This window comes from Arthrobacter koreensis, assembly GCF_035792275.1.
Taxonomy (GTDB): domain Bacteria; phylum Actinomycetota; class Actinomycetes; order Actinomycetales; family Micrococcaceae; genus Arthrobacter_B; species Arthrobacter_B koreensis_A.
In genome coordinates this window covers 211,866-227,359 of the sequence record NZ_JAMWKK010000001.1, presented here as the reverse complement: position 1 = coordinate 227,359, position 15,494 = coordinate 211,866, and the positions used below count along the sequence as shown (strand labels likewise).

The 15,494-nt window shown below is 66.1% G+C and carries 18 protein-coding genes, 1 tRNA gene and 1 pseudogene; 8 read left to right on the top strand and 12 right to left on the bottom strand.

Going from position 1 to position 15,494, the window contains the following annotated elements; translation table 11 throughout:
- Positions 1-22 precede the first annotated feature (22 nt).
- The gene (locus NGB94_RS01095) at positions 23-904 is read left to right on the top strand and encodes a LysR family transcriptional regulator ArgP (protein WP_325788439.1); all 882 of its coding nucleotides are present in this window, start codon (positions 23-25) and stop codon (positions 902-904) included.
- Here the strand turns inward: NGB94_RS01095 and NGB94_RS01090 are convergent.
- Genes NGB94_RS01090 through NGB94_RS01080 form a run of 3 tightly spaced genes read right to left on the bottom strand, consistent with a single transcriptional unit; the run spans position 898 to position 3,345 of the window.
- On the bottom strand, positions 898-1,419 hold the full coding sequence (locus NGB94_RS01090; protein WP_325788437.1) for a flavin reductase family protein: 522 nt from the start codon (positions 1,417-1,419) through the stop codon (positions 898-900). The genes NGB94_RS01095 and NGB94_RS01090 overlap by 7 nt on opposite strands.
- A gap of 38 nt (positions 1,420-1,457) precedes the next feature.
- Complete coding sequence (soxR, locus tag NGB94_RS01085) at positions 1,458-1,916, bottom strand: redox-sensitive transcriptional activator SoxR (protein WP_325788436.1); 459 nt, start codon at positions 1,914-1,916, stop codon at positions 1,458-1,460.
- A gap of 37 nt (positions 1,917-1,953) precedes the next feature.
- On the bottom strand, positions 1,954-3,345 hold the full coding sequence (locus NGB94_RS01080; protein WP_325788434.1) for an FAD-binding oxidoreductase: 1,392 nt from the start codon (positions 3,343-3,345) through the stop codon (positions 1,954-1,956).
- Between the two features lie 177 nt (positions 3,346-3,522).
- On the opposite strand from NGB94_RS01080, the gene NGB94_RS01075 reads away from it, so the two are divergent.
- Entirely contained in the window at positions 3,523-4,416 is an 894-nt protein-coding gene (locus NGB94_RS01075; protein ID WP_325788432.1) for a Ku protein, read from the top strand.
- A gap of 3 nt (positions 4,417-4,419) precedes the next feature.
- Entirely contained in the window at positions 4,420-4,674 is a 255-nt protein-coding gene (locus NGB94_RS01070; protein ID WP_325788431.1) for a hypothetical protein, read from the top strand.
- Between the two features lie 6 nt (positions 4,675-4,680).
- Here NGB94_RS01070 and NGB94_RS01065 read toward each other — a convergent pair whose 3' ends face one another.
- The 5 genes from NGB94_RS01065 to NGB94_RS01045 all read right to left on the bottom strand — a co-directional run bounded on the left by NGB94_RS01065 (position 4,681) and on the right by NGB94_RS01045 (position 8,750).
- A complete protein-coding gene (locus tag NGB94_RS01065; protein WP_325788429.1) occupies positions 4,681-4,920 on the bottom strand; it encodes a DUF2630 family protein in 240 nt (79 codons plus the stop codon).
- Positions 4,921-4,965: 45 nt separating this feature from the next.
- Positions 4,966-5,649 (bottom strand): glycosyltransferase family 2 protein, encoded by a 684-nt coding sequence (locus NGB94_RS01060; RefSeq protein ID WP_325788427.1) that lies wholly within the window; start codon positions 5,647-5,649, stop codon positions 4,966-4,968.
- Entirely contained in the window at positions 5,646-6,992 is a 1,347-nt protein-coding gene (locus NGB94_RS01055) for a PIG-L family deacetylase (protein WP_325788426.1), read from the bottom strand. Before NGB94_RS01055 ends, NGB94_RS01060 begins: the two co-directional genes overlap by 4 nt.
- Positions 6,989-8,059 carry an acyl-CoA dehydrogenase gene (locus tag NGB94_RS01050; protein ID WP_325788425.1) on the bottom strand — a complete coding sequence of 357 codons (1,071 nt, stop codon included), beginning with the start codon at positions 8,057-8,059 and terminating at the stop codon, positions 6,989-6,991. Before NGB94_RS01050 ends, NGB94_RS01055 begins: the two co-directional genes overlap by 4 nt.
- A 187-nt stretch (positions 8,060-8,246) precedes the next feature.
- Positions 8,247-8,750, bottom strand: a complete 504-nt coding sequence (locus tag NGB94_RS01045) for a DUF4383 domain-containing protein (protein ID WP_325788423.1) — start codon at positions 8,748-8,750, stop codon at positions 8,247-8,249.
- Positions 8,751-8,952: 202 nt separating this feature from the next.
- Here NGB94_RS01045 and NGB94_RS01040 point away from each other — a divergent pair, with 202 nt between their 5' ends.
- Positions 8,953-10,431: an FAD-dependent oxidoreductase gene (locus NGB94_RS01040; RefSeq protein WP_325788421.1), complete on the top strand. Its 1,479-nt coding sequence runs from the start codon at positions 8,953-8,955 to the stop codon at positions 10,429-10,431.
- Positions 10,432-10,608: 177 nt separating this feature from the next.
- Here NGB94_RS01040 and NGB94_RS01035 read toward each other — a convergent pair.
- Positions 10,609-11,058: pseudogene (locus NGB94_RS01035) on the bottom strand (SRPBCC family protein); the annotation flags it as partial.
- A gap of 201 nt (positions 11,059-11,259) precedes the next feature.
- Between NGB94_RS01035 and NGB94_RS01030 the strand changes: the two are divergent.
- On the top strand, positions 11,260-11,757 hold the full coding sequence (locus NGB94_RS01030) for a DNA starvation/stationary phase protection protein (RefSeq protein ID WP_325788420.1): 498 nt from the start codon (positions 11,260-11,262) through the stop codon (positions 11,755-11,757).
- Here the strand turns inward: NGB94_RS01030 and NGB94_RS01025 are convergent.
- Complete coding sequence (locus tag NGB94_RS01025) at positions 11,754-12,491, bottom strand: FadR/GntR family transcriptional regulator (protein WP_325788418.1); 738 nt, start codon at positions 12,489-12,491, stop codon at positions 11,754-11,756. The two genes, NGB94_RS01030 and NGB94_RS01025, sit on opposite strands and share 4 nt — an antisense overlap.
- Positions 12,492-12,639: 148 nt before the next feature.
- On the opposite strand from NGB94_RS01025, the gene NGB94_RS01020 reads away from it, so the two are divergent.
- The gene (locus NGB94_RS01020; protein WP_325788417.1) at positions 12,640-13,158 is read left to right on the top strand and encodes a gluconokinase; all 519 of its coding nucleotides are present in this window, start codon (positions 12,640-12,642) and stop codon (positions 13,156-13,158) included.
- A 101-nt stretch (positions 13,159-13,259) separates the two neighbouring features.
- Positions 13,260-14,030 (top strand): metal-dependent hydrolase, encoded by a 771-nt coding sequence (locus NGB94_RS01015; protein ID WP_325788416.1) that lies wholly within the window; start codon positions 13,260-13,262, stop codon positions 14,028-14,030.
- 15 nt (positions 14,031-14,045) lie between these two features.
- Here the strand turns inward: NGB94_RS01015 and NGB94_RS01010 are convergent, their stop codons facing one another.
- Positions 14,046-14,807 (bottom strand): LysR substrate-binding domain-containing protein, encoded by a 762-nt coding sequence (locus tag NGB94_RS01010; RefSeq protein WP_325788415.1) that lies wholly within the window; start codon positions 14,805-14,807, stop codon positions 14,046-14,048.
- An 80-nt stretch (positions 14,808-14,887) separates the two neighbouring features.
- Between NGB94_RS01010 and NGB94_RS01005 the strand changes: the two genes are divergently transcribed.
- Positions 14,888-15,247, top strand: coding sequence for a DUF5997 family protein (locus NGB94_RS01005; protein WP_325788669.1), 360 nt, complete (start codon positions 14,888-14,890; stop codon positions 15,245-15,247).
- Between the two features lie 143 nt (positions 15,248-15,390).
- On the opposite strand, the gene NGB94_RS01000 is transcribed toward NGB94_RS01005, so the two are convergent.
- Positions 15,391-15,473, bottom strand: a tRNA-Leu gene (locus NGB94_RS01000).
- Positions 15,474-15,494: the final 21 nt, after the last annotated feature.

Genomic DNA, 15,494 nt, shown 5'->3' with positions numbered 1-15,494 from the left:
ACTATCTTTAGGATTTCTTAATATGGAGTTCAACGCTGACCAGCTGCGCGCGCTTGCGGCTGTCCTTGACCACGGCAGTTTCGACGCCGCAGCCGCGGCACTGCACCTCACAACGTCGGCGGTCAGCCAGCGGGTCAAAGCCCTGGAAACTCGGACCGGGTGTGTACTCCTCAGGCGGGCCCGCCCCATAGCGCCCACCGAACCGGGAGCGGTGCTGCTGCGGCTGGCACGGCAGATCACGGCACTGGAGCACGACGCCGTCGAACGCCTGGGCCTGGACAGCCAGCCGGGGCGCACGCCAGTCCAGCTGGTCATCAATGCGGATTCACTCTCCACCTGGGTGCTTCCGGCGCTGGCGGAACTGGAGGGAACCAACTTTGAGTTCACCGTGGAGGACCAGGACTATTCGGCCGAAAGCCTGAGGAACGGAACGGCGATGGGTGCCGTAACCTCCAGTCCCGAACCGGTCCAGGGGTGTTCCGTTACTCCCCTGGGGACCATGCGCTACCGTCCCACCTCCAGTCCGGCGTTCCGCCGCCGATGGTTCGCAGCCGGATTCGATGCGCGTGGAGCGGCCTCGGCGCCCATGGTGGTCTTCAACCGCAGGGACGCACTCCAGTCCCGGTTCCTCGAATCGGCTTTAGCGCCGGGACTCGAGCCGCCGCGGCATTATGTGCCCGCATCCTGGGACTTCCTGCAGGCCGTCCGCCTGGGTTTCGGCTGGGGTATGCTCCCGGATCTGCAGTCAGAAGCCCTGCTGGAGGAAGGGTCCGTCGTCCTGCTGGATCCGGACGCACACCTCGACGTTCAGCTGTACTGGCAGCAGTGGCGGGTGGAACTGCCTGCCCTCGCCGGCGTGGCCGGTGCACTGACCGCGGCTGCCGGGAGGGGACTTCTTTACTGAGGACGGCGCAGTGCCGAGTGGGAACCCAGGTGGTGGTAGGTGCGGTCGTGGTAGACCAGCGGCGCAGCAGCCGGCCCGGTGTGGATTTCCAGGACTGAGGCGGCTATCAGGGTGGAGCTGCCTGCCTGGGTACGGGAGAGGATGCGGCACAGAAGCGCCCGCGGCACTCCGCCGAGCAGCGGTTCTCCGCCGGGAAGGGTGCTCCAGTCCAGTTCCGGACCAAACCGGTCTGCTCCCCGCGCAGCGAAGAGTGAAGCCAGTTCTGCATTTTCGGCACCGAGCAGGTGGACCACAATGGTGTCCGCGCCGGCGATGACACCGGCCGACCCCAGCGTGGATGCGAGTGAGAAGGCCAGGATGGGAGGCATTGCGGAGACCGAGCTCACGGAGGAAGCCGTCAGCCCCACGGGACCCTCGGCTCCGGCGGCCGTGATGATGGCCACGCCTGCCGGGTGTCCACGGAACGCATCCTTGAATTCATCCACCACGGGATGAGTCACTGCCGTTGAAGTCATGCCTCCACGGTAAAACCTCAACATTAGTTGAGGTCAAATCAGGAGTCCGGCTCCAAAAGCCGGGCACCCCGGAAATCGCGCCCGGAAGCGTCGTCCGGATTGATGAAACTGCATTCCGCAAGTGAGAGGCAGCCGCACCCGATGCATCCGCCCAGGCGGTCACGGAGAGCTTCGAGCTGCCCAATCCGGTTATCCAGCTCTGCCCGCCAGGCCGCGCTGAGCCTGCGCCAGTCCTCCTGCCCGGGTATTCCGTCCTCGGGCAATTCTGCGAAGACGGCAGCTATATGGGAAAGTGGGATGCCGGCACGCTGGGCCGCGCGGATGACAGCTACCCGGCGAAGGACCGACCGGTCGAACCGGCGCTGGTTTCCACCGGTTCGGCGGCTGCGGATCAGGCCCTGCCGTTCATAGAAGTGCAGGGCCGAAACTGCCACGCCGCTTCGCTGGGCAACCTGCCCCACGGTGAGTTCTTCCAGGGCCCGCGGTGGACCTTCCATGTGATTGCTGCCGCCTTGTCGTCGGACCGGCCAGTCTTCAGCCGCTTGCCGTGTCCATTAAACCAAGCGGCGGCACGGCATGTCCGTACCGGAACAGGTTCTGGGGGTCCCAGTCCGCCTTGGTGCTGCGCAGCAGTTCGTACGCGGCCGGTTCCCAGGCCCGTGCGCGGTCCAGTTCATCCCCGGCAGGACCGTGGAAGTTGATCAGGCTGCCCGCTGCGTAGGGTTCGAACGCCACGGCAAGGCGTGCCAGTGCAGCTTCCACCTGGTCCGGCGCCGGGAGTCCGGGGACGCCCAGGACAAACAGGTGGAATCCTGCGTGGCGCCCGGAAACCGTGTCCGGGAAAGGCGGCGCCAGGGACAGTGCACCGCCCAGGACACGCAGCTCCAGCATGACCAGCGGAGTGCCTGAACCAGGTCCAACCTGCCGCAGGAGCTCGGCGGCTGCGGCCTCATCCAAGCCGGTGAGCAGCATGCCGCGTTCCATGGCCGGGGACGGATCCGCGGGATCATTGTGCACCGCGTCCACTCCGAGGTAGTCCATGGGCCCGGCTGTGTCGCTTACTGCCGGAAGCAGCCGAAGCGGTGCGAGCAGCCTCTCGCCTTCTTCCTCGCTGCCGAACAGCGCGAAGCGCAGGATGACGGGGGCGGTTCCCCGGATTTCGGGCGGCAGGAAGGGCAGGTCCGGAAGGTGCATGAAGGCCAGGGACGCAGAAGCCTCATGGGGCAGCGCGGGAGCCCACTCTCGGAAGGCATCCAGCACCCGCCCGGCTTCCTCCTCGGGGAACACCAGCTGTCCGCCGTAGAAATCATCCAGCGGCACGGCCGACATAGTCATCCGGGTGACGATCCCGAAATTGCCTTTCCCGCCGCGGACCGCAGTGAAGAGTTCCGGTTCGGTCTCCGGGTCCACGTGGCGCAGCGTTCCGTCCGGGGTAACGACGTCGAAACTGCGGACGTGGTCCGAGGCGAACCCCAGGGTGCGGCCCATCAGGGGCAGGCCCCCTCCGGCCGTGTAGCCCACCACCCCCACGCGCGCGCTGGACCCGTGGGCGGCAGTCAGGCCGCGCGGAACCAGCTCCTCAAGCACTGCGTCCCAGCGCACTCCCGCACCAACGGTGAAAGTGCCGGATTCAGGATCGACCTCCAGGTCCAGCAGGCGCGAGGTGTTGATGAGCAGGCCTTCGTCCATCGGGGCCGACGCGCTGTGGCCAGTGGCCTGCACGGCCAGGGGAATGCCCCGCCCGCTCGCCCACGCCACCGCCGCCTCGACGTCGCGGGCATCCAGGGCGCCAAGGACGGCGTCCGGACGGTGAACCTGGGCCAGGTTGAAGGATGCTGTGTCCTCAGCGTAGGAGCCCTCTCCGGGCTGCGAAACGATTCCCCGAACCGCTCCGCGGAGGGAGTCCAGGTCGGCTTCTTCGATCATGGGTCCCTCCAGGAAATGAGTTGGGGACCGGCCCCGGCACCGGCGAATTGCTCATTAGGGTAGGTGGCGGACCCACTCAAGCCAAGGGGTACCGGAAAGACGCCGGCGGGCGGACCGGACGGAGCCGGCCGGATGCGAGTCTGGAGATTCACAGTCTGCTTGGTGTTCACTTGGTACATGAGAGCCATCTGGAAAGGTGCCATTGCGTTTGGGCTGGTCAACGTGCCGGTCAAGGTGTACTCCGCTACCGAAGACCACGATGTCAGCCTGCACCAGGTGCACGAAAAGGACGGCGGGCGGATCCGGTATCAGCGCCGCTGCGAAATCTGCGGCGAAGTGGTGGAGTACAAGAACATCGCCAAGGCCTACGACGACGGCGAGCAGACCGTGGTCCTGACGGACGAAGACCTGGCCTCGCTCCCGGTGGAGAAAAGCCGGGAAATCGAGGTGGTGGAGTTTGTCCCCAGCGACCAGGTCGATCCCATCCTTTTCGACCGCACCTACTATTTGGAGCCGGATTCAAAGTCCACCAAGTCCTATGTGCTGCTGCGGCGCACCCTTGAGGACACGGACCGGACCGCGATCGTCCAGTTCTCCCTGCGGCAGAAGAGCCGCCTGGGCGCCCTGCGCGTGCGCGGGGATGTACTCACACTGCAGACCCTTCTCTGGGAGGATGAGGTCCGGGAGGCAGCATTTCCCTCCCTCGAAGAGAGCGTGCGCATCTCGGCCAAGGAGCTGGAAATGTCCTCAGCCCTGGTCGATTCCTTCAGCTCCGACTTCGACCCGTCCGAGTTCACCGACGAATACCAGGAGCAGCTGCGCACGCTCATTGAAGCGAAGCTGGAGAAGGGCGAAGCCCTGGATACCCAGGAGACCTTCGGCGAGGATGCCGAGGAAGAGGGCGGCAAGGTCCTGGACCTGATGGAGGCGCTGCGGCGCAGCGTCGAGAAGAACCGGGGCCGGAAGCCGGCCGCCGGCAAGGAGAAGGACGGCGGCAAAAAGGAAAAGGAACCGTCAGCCCGGAAACCGGCGGCCAAGTCCTCCGGACGCAAATCCAGGAAAGGTGCGTAGACAATGGGTGTTACCAGCTACTTCCGCGACCGCAGGGGCCGGCAAACCGTGTTCCTGCCGCCGAATCTGCCTATCCTGGCATGGGCCGGCCTTGGTGCCGCGTCAGCCATGGCTCTGACTCCGCGGTACCGGGACCTGCTGCACCGGGCCAGTCAGGGAGCCATGATGTGGTGGGCAGCCGGGGAGACTTTCCGGGGCCGCAGTCCGTTCCGCCGCACCATCGGTGCCGCCACGCTGGTGCGTGCCCTGACCCGCTAAGCGGCGTTACTGCCGGTAGCCCTCGACTTCGCCCACCGGCCGAACCTCGGCGGCGTCGGGATCCTCTCCCGCGTCCATCCGGGCGCGGCGCTGGCGGAGGAGATCCCAGCACTGGTCCAGCTGTTCGCCGATGTTCCGCAGCTGCTCAGCGTGGGCTTGGGCGCTTTCACCCGGCCCTGCGCTGCGCAGCGACTGCTCCTGCTGAACCAGGCGCTCGATTTGTGCGTGGATTTGCTCAGAGTCCATTCCTCCACGCTAGAACGCTGAGGATGGCTGCACCACAGTGCGGGGCTAGTTGAGCAGCCCGCGAAGGTAGCCCGAGAATCCTGCCGGTGCCCGTCCGGTGATGCGCCCGGAGGTCACGGCACGGATCCAGTCGGTCGCAGTCCAGGGCACCTGCGCTGCCTTGATCCGGTCTGCCAGGTCAACGTCCTCGCCGGTTACTCCCGGCCGGAACCCCCCGGCCGCCATGTACGCGTCTGCCGAGAATCCCAGGTTGGCGCCGTGGACATAGGGATGCCCCTCTGCCAGCGTGTGCCGGGCCTGCCACAGTGCCAGGAGGCCGGCGTCGAGGTCCCGGGCATCGGGGACCACCGTCCCCAGGACCATGCCGTAGCCGGCGTCTGCCAGGTTCATCTGGACCTGCAGCCAGCCGGCCGGAACAACGGTGTCCGCATCGGTGCAGGCAATCCACCGGGCGCCCAGCTCCAGCGCTGCCGAGGTTCCCTCCGCGCGAACAGCACCGACGTTCCCCGCCCCGGTTTCCAGCAGGTGCAGTTCGAGTTCCAGATCCAGGGCTGCCCCGGCCGCGGCAGCAGCGGAGTTGTCGGTGCAGGAATCCAGGACCACCACCACGCTCACGCGGGCCGGCGCGCCAAGCGTCCGGGCAGCAGCAGCCACGGACGCCAGGCAGCGCGGCAGCAGTTCTTCTTCGTCCCGGGCAGGGATCACGACGCCGACGTGGGCAGGCGTCAAAGCAGCCCCTCCCTGCGCGCCACCGATTCGGCGGGCGGAGGCACCAGGACATCTATGCGGAAGTCCTCTTCCGAGTGGGCGGAGAGCCGTTCCAGCCCGCTGAGGCGGAGAAACGCCTCATGCACGTCGTCGCCGGCCAGGGGCCATCCCTCATTGGGGTGCCGCCAGTGGCAGAGTACAAGGACGCCGTTGGGCGCCAGCGAGGCAGCTGTCCGCCGCACCGTCTCCCGGAGCTGCGCGGGCGTCAGGAAGTAACCGATTTCAGAGATCACCACCAGGTCAAAGGTGCCCTCCGGCCAGTTTTCCGGAATGCTGCCTTCCAGGAGCTCGACGCCGGCGTCGGGACCCAGCCGCTGTGCAGCGAGGTCCAGTGCCCGGGCGCTGATGTCCATGGCCGTGACTGAATCTGAGCGGCGGACCAGTTCTTCGGTCAGGACCCCGATGGAGCAGCCCGGTTCAAAGACCCTGCCAAACCGGTCGCGGGGAAGCATCGCCAGGGTCAGCGCCCGTTTTCGGTGTTCGTAGAAACTGCCCTCGAAGTTCCAGGGATCCGACGACCCGGCGTACAGCTCTTCGAAGACCGTCCGGGCACTTCGCGGAACGGTTACGCTGAACGACTCAAAAGGACGTTCGAAGTGCGCCAGCACATCGGCGGCGAGCAGCACCTCGTCCCCGGGCTGGTCGGAGAGCGGTTTCACCTGGCTCCGGTGCGCCGCCATGGCAGCCCGCTTGGCCTGCTCCGCTTCCTGCGTCAGCGGAAAGACGTGCAGCCCGCCGGGGACGTCCTGCGGCGTTCCCCAGTGCCACAGCCAAATGGGGTATTCCAGCAGCGGTATCCGCGCCGACTCGGCGAACCCGGCTGCCGTTTCTCCGGCGGTGTCATGGTCTGTGTGCCCATCGCTCCGCCAGGGAGCGGCAATCCACAGGGACCCGGTACCGGCTTCGGCTGTTTCCCGCAGGGCCCTGCTCAATGCGTCACGGCATCCGGCCAGGCCGCCGTCCGGAAGCCCCAGCAGCTGAACGCGTGCCCCGGGCGCCAGCGCCGCCACGGCGTCGCGCAGTTCACGCTCCCGGATCTCCGCGAGGCGCTGCGGGGTATGCGTATCCGAATCCGGATGCGACGCTTCACCTGCCGTCGCCACAATGACATCAACGCTGGTGCCCGCCGCTGCGAGGGCGGCGATCAACCCGCCCGCACCAAGGGTTTCATCGTCCGGGTGCGCAGCGAGTACCAGCAGCCTGTCCGGGATACCGGGCAGGACGGCGGTGAGTTCGGGGGCGTCATTCAGGGCATCGAGCCAGAGAGCTTCATCACGGCTGGCATCCTGGTGGGTAAAAGTCACCACGGGTCTTCCTCCCCTGCCAGCAGCATCCTGCCCAGCGCGGCGTGGTCACGTTCGCCGTGGTGCTGGCGAACGTACACCTGAAGGTCAGCGACCCGGCGGGCGTACTCTTCCTCGGCGGTGAGCGGTCCGGGACCCAGTCCGCGGGCGGCTGCGGCGAGGACCTGTTCCACGGCCCCGGCAACGACGCCGCGTACCCGCTGGGCCAGCAGGGCACCGTTCTGTCCCGCGGCCCGGCCGGCGTCTACGTCTGCGGCCGCTGCTGCCAGCATGCGGCCGGCGGCCTGCAGGGAAAGATCCGCCGCGCCGATCAGTGCCTGGGCAATTTGGTCAGGCGTCCGCTCACGGCTGGCCTGGACCAGTCTGCGGGCTACGGCTACGGCCCCGCCGTACCAGACCGCTGCAACGCCGATCCCGCCCCAGGCGAAGCCGTCCCGTTCCAGGTACCAGTTGTCCGCGCCTACGGGATGGGCCGGTACACCGCAGAAGTCCACGGGCCTGCTGTCCACCGATGCCAGACCGCGGCTGATCCAGAGGCCATCGGCGCTCTCCACGCCGGGGTCGCGGAGATCGACGGCGAACGCACGCCGGTTGCCCGGCGTGGTGTGTGCCGTGACCACGGCGTAGTCCAGCTGATCGGCCAGGGAACACCAGGGCTTGCGGCCGGACAGCTGCCAGGCGCCGTCGTGCTCTGTGGCCTGCAGTGCCATGCCCGGAGCCTCGGCGGCATAGACGCCCCAGGTTCCGGCGCTGAAGTCGATACCGGGTTCTTCCGCCGGGCCCGGCGGCAGCTGCGCGGCCTGGGCGAGGATCGCCTGGGCGTCCAGATGGGGTTCCACCACCCGGGCAGCAGTAAGGTCCGCGGCGCCGAGCGTGGCCAGCAGCTCCCAGAGCGCCAGCGTCTTGCCCTCGCCGGGCAGCTGGGCGGCATCTGCAGCGGGTTTCAGGATCAGCAGCGACGTCACGGCGGAACCGTCTGCATCCTGTGCGAGGGCCATCAGTTCAGCCAGGGCGTCCGCGTGTGGTCCGGATGAGGCGTCAGCCCCCAGGAAGACGGGGCGCCTCATGCGTTGTCTCCGTCATGGGCGGGCAGATGCCCGGCCGCAGCAGGCATAGGGTCTAGGGGAAACGACACTGGCCTTGCCTCCGTCCTATAAGGGTGCTTCCTAAATTACATGGTGCATGCCCTGGACGGGGAATAAAGGCGTAACAAGCTTCAGGCGCGGCCTCCGCCGCGCCTTGATGCTCGTCCTGCTAGTTCGGGATACTGCCCTCGCCCGGCGACCCGCGGCTGGGTCCCCGGCTGGCACTCCTGGACCGGTCGGAACCGAGCACGAACCCGAGGATGATCATCAGTGCGGCCAGGATCAGGTGCAGCCAGTTGTCCGCCCAGTTGAACGGAACAAAGTTCGCATCGGAGTTAAGCGGAATGATCAGGCCGTAAATGAACAGGAGCAGGTATAGGACGCCGGCACCAATGAGATAGGTGCGGGCCGATGAGTTGCTCCGCGCCATCCACAGGCCGGCAAAACCGAGCAGCATGTGGACAACGTTATGCAGGATGGACACTTGGAAGAGGCCCAGCAGAGCAGCCTCAGAGCCATAGCCGGCGAAATAGAGTGCGCCGTAGTTCGTGGTAATTCCGGGAATGAAACCGAGAACCCCAATGGCCAGGAAAACAATGCCGAAAACTATGGCGGCAATCTGGGCACTGGTCCGGTGGGTGGAAAGTCCTCGGCTGCTGCTTGCATAAGACATGGCCAACTCCTTGTCTCCGGGGGAGAATCTTGGACTCCGGCCAGACGGAGGCCTTAAACCTACGGTTAAACTCTGGCACAGCCGGAACCGCATGGGAAGCATGCTTATCAACCGGGCGGCTCTGGACGCGCCGATTCGGGCAGGGCCTTGACTCAGGGCCGCCGGGCCTATGGGCTGGGGGCAAACCTGAGGAAGGAAGCACATGGAATCGCTCTGGCTCGACACCTCCCCCGCCATTCCGGCCGATCCCTTCGTGCCCGGGGGAACATACGACACCGTGGTGGTGGGCGCCGGCCTGACCGGCCTGGCCACCGCCGTTCTGCTGGCACGCGGCGGGCAGCGGGTTGCGGTCCTGGAAGCCCGCCGGACCGGAGCCGTCACTACCGGCAATACCACCGCCAAGATCAGCCTGCTGCAGGGAACGGTGCTCTCCGAAATCGCCCGGCACCATGACGTCTCCGCCGTTTCCGCTTATGTTGCAGCCAACCGCCGGGCCCAGGAATGGCTGCTGGGCTTCTGCTCCGCTGCCGGGGTGGACTATGAGATCCGTGATGCCTGGACCTATGCGGCAACGCCCAACGGCGCCGATTCCCTGGCCCAGGAGCGTGATGCCTGCCGGGCGGCCGGGCTTCCCGTTGAGAGCACCACTGAAACTGAACTCCCCTTCCGCGTCGAGGCAGCACTGAAGCTGCCCGGGCAGGCGCAGTTCCATCCGCTGCAGGCCCTGGCCGCACTGGCTGCCGAACTGCGCTCACTGTCCGGAACACTCGTCGAAGGCATCCGGGTGACGGAGGTCCACCACACTGACGGTGGAAGGGTACGCGTGGTCACGGCGCCCGGAGACCTGGAAGCCGCTCAGGTTGTACTGGCAACAGGCATACCCATCCTGGACCGGGGCGGCTATTTTGCCGTGGTCAAGCCCCAGAGGTCATACGCCAGCGCGTTCCCCGTCACCGGGGACGTTCCGGACGGCATGTACCTTTCCGCGGATTCACCTTCGCGGTCACTGCGGACGGCGGTTGTAAACGGAACGAAATACCTGCTGGCGGGAGGCAACGGACACGCCGTGGGACGCGCCTCCCACACCCGGGACAAGGTGAACGGTCTGCACGAATGGACCCGCCGCAATTTCCCGGTGGATCAGGCCCGGTACGACTGGTCCGCCCAGGACTACACTCCGGCATCCGCACTCCCGTATGTGGGCGAACTCCCGCTGCTCGGCCGGAACATCTACGCTGCAACCGGATTCAACAAGTGGGGGATGACCAACGGGGTGGCGGCTGCCCAGTCACTCGCTGCCCGAATCCTCGGGCACGCCGACCAGAACGCCGAGCTGTACAAGGCCAAGGTGAGCCTTCCCGACGCGGTATCCACGGTGAAGGACAATGCAGAGGTTGGCCTGCAGATGATCAGCGGGTGGGCGGGCGGCCTTTCCCGGACCGCAGGCACGGCGCCGCCGGAAGGACTGGGAGTGGTGGTGCGCGAGGGCGGTTCCCCGGTGGCCGTGTGCACCGTCAACGGGGTCACAACCCGCCGTTCAGCAATCTGTCCGCACCTGCATGGTGTCCTTGCCTGGAACGACGCCGAGGCGTCCTGGGACTGCCCGCTGCACGGGTCGCGCTTTTCCGCGGACGGCGACCTGCTGGAGGGCCCGGCGGTCAGGGGCCTGGATCCGGCCTAGGCACGCACACAAAAGCCCGGCGTCTTTCCATCGGGAAGACGCCGGGCTTTTGTGCCGTTCAGGCGGAACCGCGGGCTAGACGCCTGCGGCTCGGGGACCGCCTGACTCGGGATCATCGAGGGAAGGATCAGCCGTTGGGGCGGCTTTCAGTCCCGCGCCGGTGTCTGCTGTTGGGGCAGCGTCCACGTTGCCGCGCCAGGATCCCGTCTCGGAACCCTGTGACTCAATGAAATCCTTGAACCGCTTCAGGTCACCCTTCACGCGGTGGTCGTCAGCGCCCACCACGGCGCCGACCTTTTCGGCGAATGTTTCCGGATCCCAGTCCAGCTGGACGCTCACCCTTGTTTCGGTGGCGCTGAGCCGGTGGAATGTCACCACACCGGCCTGGGACTTACCGTCCGTGCTCTTCCAGGCGATGCGCTCATCCGGGTGCTGCTCCGTGATCCTGGTGTCAAACGTGCGCTCCACGCCGCCGATTTTGGTGACCCAGCGCGACTCGGTGTCACTTACCTGGGTGACGGACTCGACGCCCTTCATGAAATGCGGGAAGGACTCAAACTGCGTCCACTGGTTGTAGGCAGTGGTTACCGGTACTGCAACGTCAATTGACTCTTCTACGGTGCTCATACTGTCCCTTCGGTCGCGGATTGCGCTGTTCCTGGCGGAACGATCCTCCGATAGTAAGGGAGCTTAGCTCCCCTCTGCTCTCACGGTAACGAAGTGGACAACAGATCACAAGCTGAAGGTAAGCTTGCTTATATCCGGGCTTCCGCCGGACGGTTCCGGCGGGATCTTCCCAGTCTTGGGTTCGTCAAAACAGGAGGAACAATGAAGGCATCACAGCAGCTGACCACCAACCTGCAGGCCGTACTGGTAGACCTGATCGAGCTTCACCTGCAGGGTAAGCAGGCGCACTGGAACGTGGTGGGCAAGAACTTCCGCGACCTCCACCTCCAGCTGGACGAAATCATCGACGACGCACGGCTCTTCGCTGACGAACTCGCCGAGCGCATGCGCGCGCTGCAGGCGGTGCCGGACGGCCGCAGCACTGCAGTGGCCGAGGGCACGTCCCTTCCGCCGTTCCCGGCAGGACTCGTGGACACCAAGGACACCGTCACCCTGGTTGTCGCCCTGCTCCGCGGTACCGTGCAGACCATGCGGGATGTACATGACCAGGTTGATGAAGAGGATCCGACGACGGCGGACATCCTTCACGGCTTTATCGGCAAGCTTGAGCAGTATGCCTGGATGGTGGACGCAGAGAACCTGCAGCCCACAGCCACCGTGGTCTCCCCCGAAGGCGCTGAGAAGGCACCCACCACCTAGGGCGCAGGGCTTTGGTCCCGGCGCAGGATGGCATCTTCCACTTCCAGCAGGAGATCCGCCGTCCGCGCCCGGGCCGCTGCCGGGTCCCGGTCAGCGACGGCGGCAGCGATTGCCTCGTGTTCAGCCAGTGCCTCCGGCCTGGGACCGCCGGCGGGCATAAGGTTCTGCCGACTCCGCCCGGCGAGCACCTCCCCCACCGCACCGCTGAGCGAAGCAAACATTTCATTCCCGCTGGCCTGCAGGAGCAGTGTGTGGAAGGCGATGTCCGCAGCCAGGAAGGCCTCCGGATCCGCGGCATCCTCGCGCATCCTGCGGGCCAGCCGGACGAGATCCCGCCGCTGCTCGGGGGAAGCACTGCGCGCCGCCCCGGCAGCCGCCAGGGGTTCGACGGCGATCCTCAGTTCGGTTAGGGACTCGAACTGCCGGCTGCGGCCGGGGCCGGACAGGCGCCAGCGGATGATTCTCGGATCGTAGACGTTCCAGCGGGCGGATTCCTGGACGACGATGCCGATCCGCCGCTTCGAATACACGAGGCCGAGGGCTTCCAGGATCTGCATGCAGTCCCGGACTACTGTCCGGGAGACGCCAAACCGTTCCTGCAGTCCCTCAAGGGTCAGGCGGCTTCCGGGTTCGAGTGATCCGGTGGCAATGTCCCGGCCCACCACCTCAATGATCCGGCTGTTCATCACTTCGGCAGCAGGGCGGTCCTGCTCAACAACTTCTCTGTCCTGCAAGGCATGTCCTTCATGCTGCGTCGGTGCCGGGCCCGGTGCAACCAGCGTAATGCCGGACACAGCCAGCATCCAGCTTATGGTGATACCTTTGTCACCGGCGAAGTGCCCGCACATCTTCGTCCGACAACGGCGTCCCGAGGAGCAGTACGTGAACCATGTGCCCCGCCACTTAGTCATCATGGGCGCTGCCGGGTCGGGCAAGACCACCGTCTCCACCACGCTCTCCGAGCATCTGGGCTGGATTGCAGCCGAAGCAGACGAGTTCCATCCAGCCGCAAACATTGCCGCCATGACGGCCGGGGTTCCGCTCACCGATGCAGACCGCTGGCCGTGGCTGGAATCGATCCGGGCCTGGATGACTGCCCAGGCACACAACGGCCGGTCAACGGTCATTGCCTGCTCCGCACTCAAGCGCAGCTACCGTGAGGTGCTCTCCGGCGCGGAGGGCCGGGTCCAGTTTGTGCACCTGGACGGAGCACCGGAAGTGCTCGGCCAGCGAATGGCCTCGCGGCGGGGCCACTGGATGCCGGTCTCCCTCCTGCCCTCCCAGCTGGAGGCCCTGGAGCCTCTGGAGCGGGACGAAGACGGCCTGACGGTGGACTTCCTCAGCCCTCCCGGCCTCATTGCAAGCCAGATCCTGGACGGGCTGCTGCTCGCTGATTCCTAGCCGTCCCGGCTCGGTTCGGGCAATGTCAGAGGCGGCTGGAAGTATGGGGAGATACCGGTTAACCGGTTGATGTGGACTGCCCGGAAGGAAAGCTAGACACCATGATGGGTGGCCATCACGCCGCGAGCGGCGCAGCGGCATGGGTAGCCGTAGCCTCAACAGCCCCGTACGCCTTCGGCCTTTATCCGGTGAGCCCCCTCGGCGTCGTCAGCGGAGCATTGCTGACGGCAGGAGCAGCCCTCCTGCCGGATCTGGACCATCACAGCGGAACAATTGCCAATTCACTGCCTCCGCTGACCCGGATCCTCGCCCGGATCACTGAACGAATAAGCGGCGGCCACCGGCGCGGCACACACTCGCTCCTGGGACTGGCTGTTTTCGTCGCCCTGTCCGGCGCCCTGGGCGAGCTCACGGCAGAAGTTGGAGCTTTCGGAACCGTGGAGGTTGGGGCGGGCCTGCTGTCCATCCTGCTGATGGGATTCGCCCTCAAGGCACTGAAAATCGCCGGCGGCGCCGGGCGCAGCTGGCTGCTGGCCATCCTGCTCTCCGTGTTCATCGCCCTCTACGCCCCCGAAAACAACGGCTGGCTCCCCGTAGCGGTGGGCCTTGGGGTCGCCGTTCACATTGTGGGCGACCTGCTGACCCATCAGGGCGTCATGATCCTTTGGCCGCTGCGTATCAAGCGACCCCGGAAGATCGCTTCAATGCCGCTCCTTTCCAAACTCTGGAAGACCAGCGGCTGCCTCTCCCTGCCGATCATCGGGCGGGCCGGGTCCTGGCGGGAATGGGCGATCATGGTGCCTGTGTCGGTCTATGCCGTCTATGGGGTCATCGAAGCCGGCTTCTATGCGCTCCGCGGCTGGCTGGCGTAGCCGGACGGACAGGGTTCAGCCCCGGCCCCTGCCCGGTTTGCGGCGGGGTGCCGCCCTGCCTGCAGCTGGTTTTCCCGGCCGCACCGTTTTGCCCCTGACCGGTTTACCGGAGCTGCCGCCTGAGGCCTTTGCCCCGGCCCCCGAATGCTGGGCCTTCTTTGTTTTTTTGGCCGGCTCACCCTGCGCCGAAGGCTGCCGAGAACTGTTGGCTGTGCGTCCCCGGACAATGCCGATGAACTCCTCGACGTCGGGGTCCCCGTTGTCCTGCAGCCAGGCGACTGCGATCCGGGTCGCTTCCACACCATGGACGGGACGGGTCAGGACATCCCGGCGTGAATGGATCCGGGCGACGGACATCGGCAGGATCAGCAGGCCGGCACCGGAGGCGGCAACTTCCAATGCCATCGCGGTGGATTCGAACTCTCCCGGGTCAAGAATGTGCTCGCCGGCAAGATCCGCAGCGTCAACTTCGTCGAAGGCGGAGAGCGGGTGGTCCTTGGATGCAGCCACCACAGGCTGTTCCCGGTAAAGCGGAATCGCGTGCAGGCCGGCGGGCCGCTCGTAGCCTTCCTCGGGGATGCGGAGGAACACCAGGTCCGCGCTGCGGCTGCGCAGCGATGCCAGGAGCTGTTCCTCCTCGGCTTGCAGGGCTTCCAGGTCACGGCCCCGGCGCTCGGTCCAGCGCGAGATCCACTTTCCCGGCGTGACGCCTGGAACGTAGGCGATTCTCAGCGGTGAGGGGGCCGGATGTGCAGACTGCGGGGACTCTTGGGACACCTGTTCACCCTAGCCCAACACCGGTCATGCGGGCCTGCGGATACCCTTGAACTATGACCCCCGAAAAATCTTCCCAGTCCATGAAGCCTGCGACGGCTGCCAAGAAGCTGGGCATTTACCTTCCGGCTGCCCCCCAGGAGTTCCAGGACAATCCCGTGACCCGGGCCCAGCTGGACGAAATGCAGTCCAATCCGCCGGAATGGCTGGCCGAACTTCGCCGCAACGGACCGCACCCGCGTCCCGTGGTCGCCCAGAAACTGAACATCTCGATTGGCGGACTTGCCCGCGGCGGAGTCACCGAGTCGCTGACCACGGCGCAGATTTCTGAGCTGCTGGCCTCCCCGCCTGAGTGGCTCGTGGCCGAGAGGGCCAGCTTCGCTGCCGTCCGTGCCGAAAACCAGCGCATTAAGAAGGAAGCAGCCAAGAAGCCCGGCAGCTAGCTCCCGGAACGCGGGCGGCTGCCCCGCCAAAAGCAGCGCCTTTCCCCTGCCTTTGGGCGGCGGGTCGGGCGCGGCTTTGCGGTATCGCCTCCGGGCATAAAAAAATCACCCCGGCCAGCTGACCGGGGTGATTTTCTCTATTGTGCGCGAGGGGGGATTTGAACCCCCACGCCCTTTCGGACACTGGCACCTGAAGCCAGCGCGTCTGCCGTTCCGCCACTCGCGCAAAGTGATCTCCCGCAGAGCA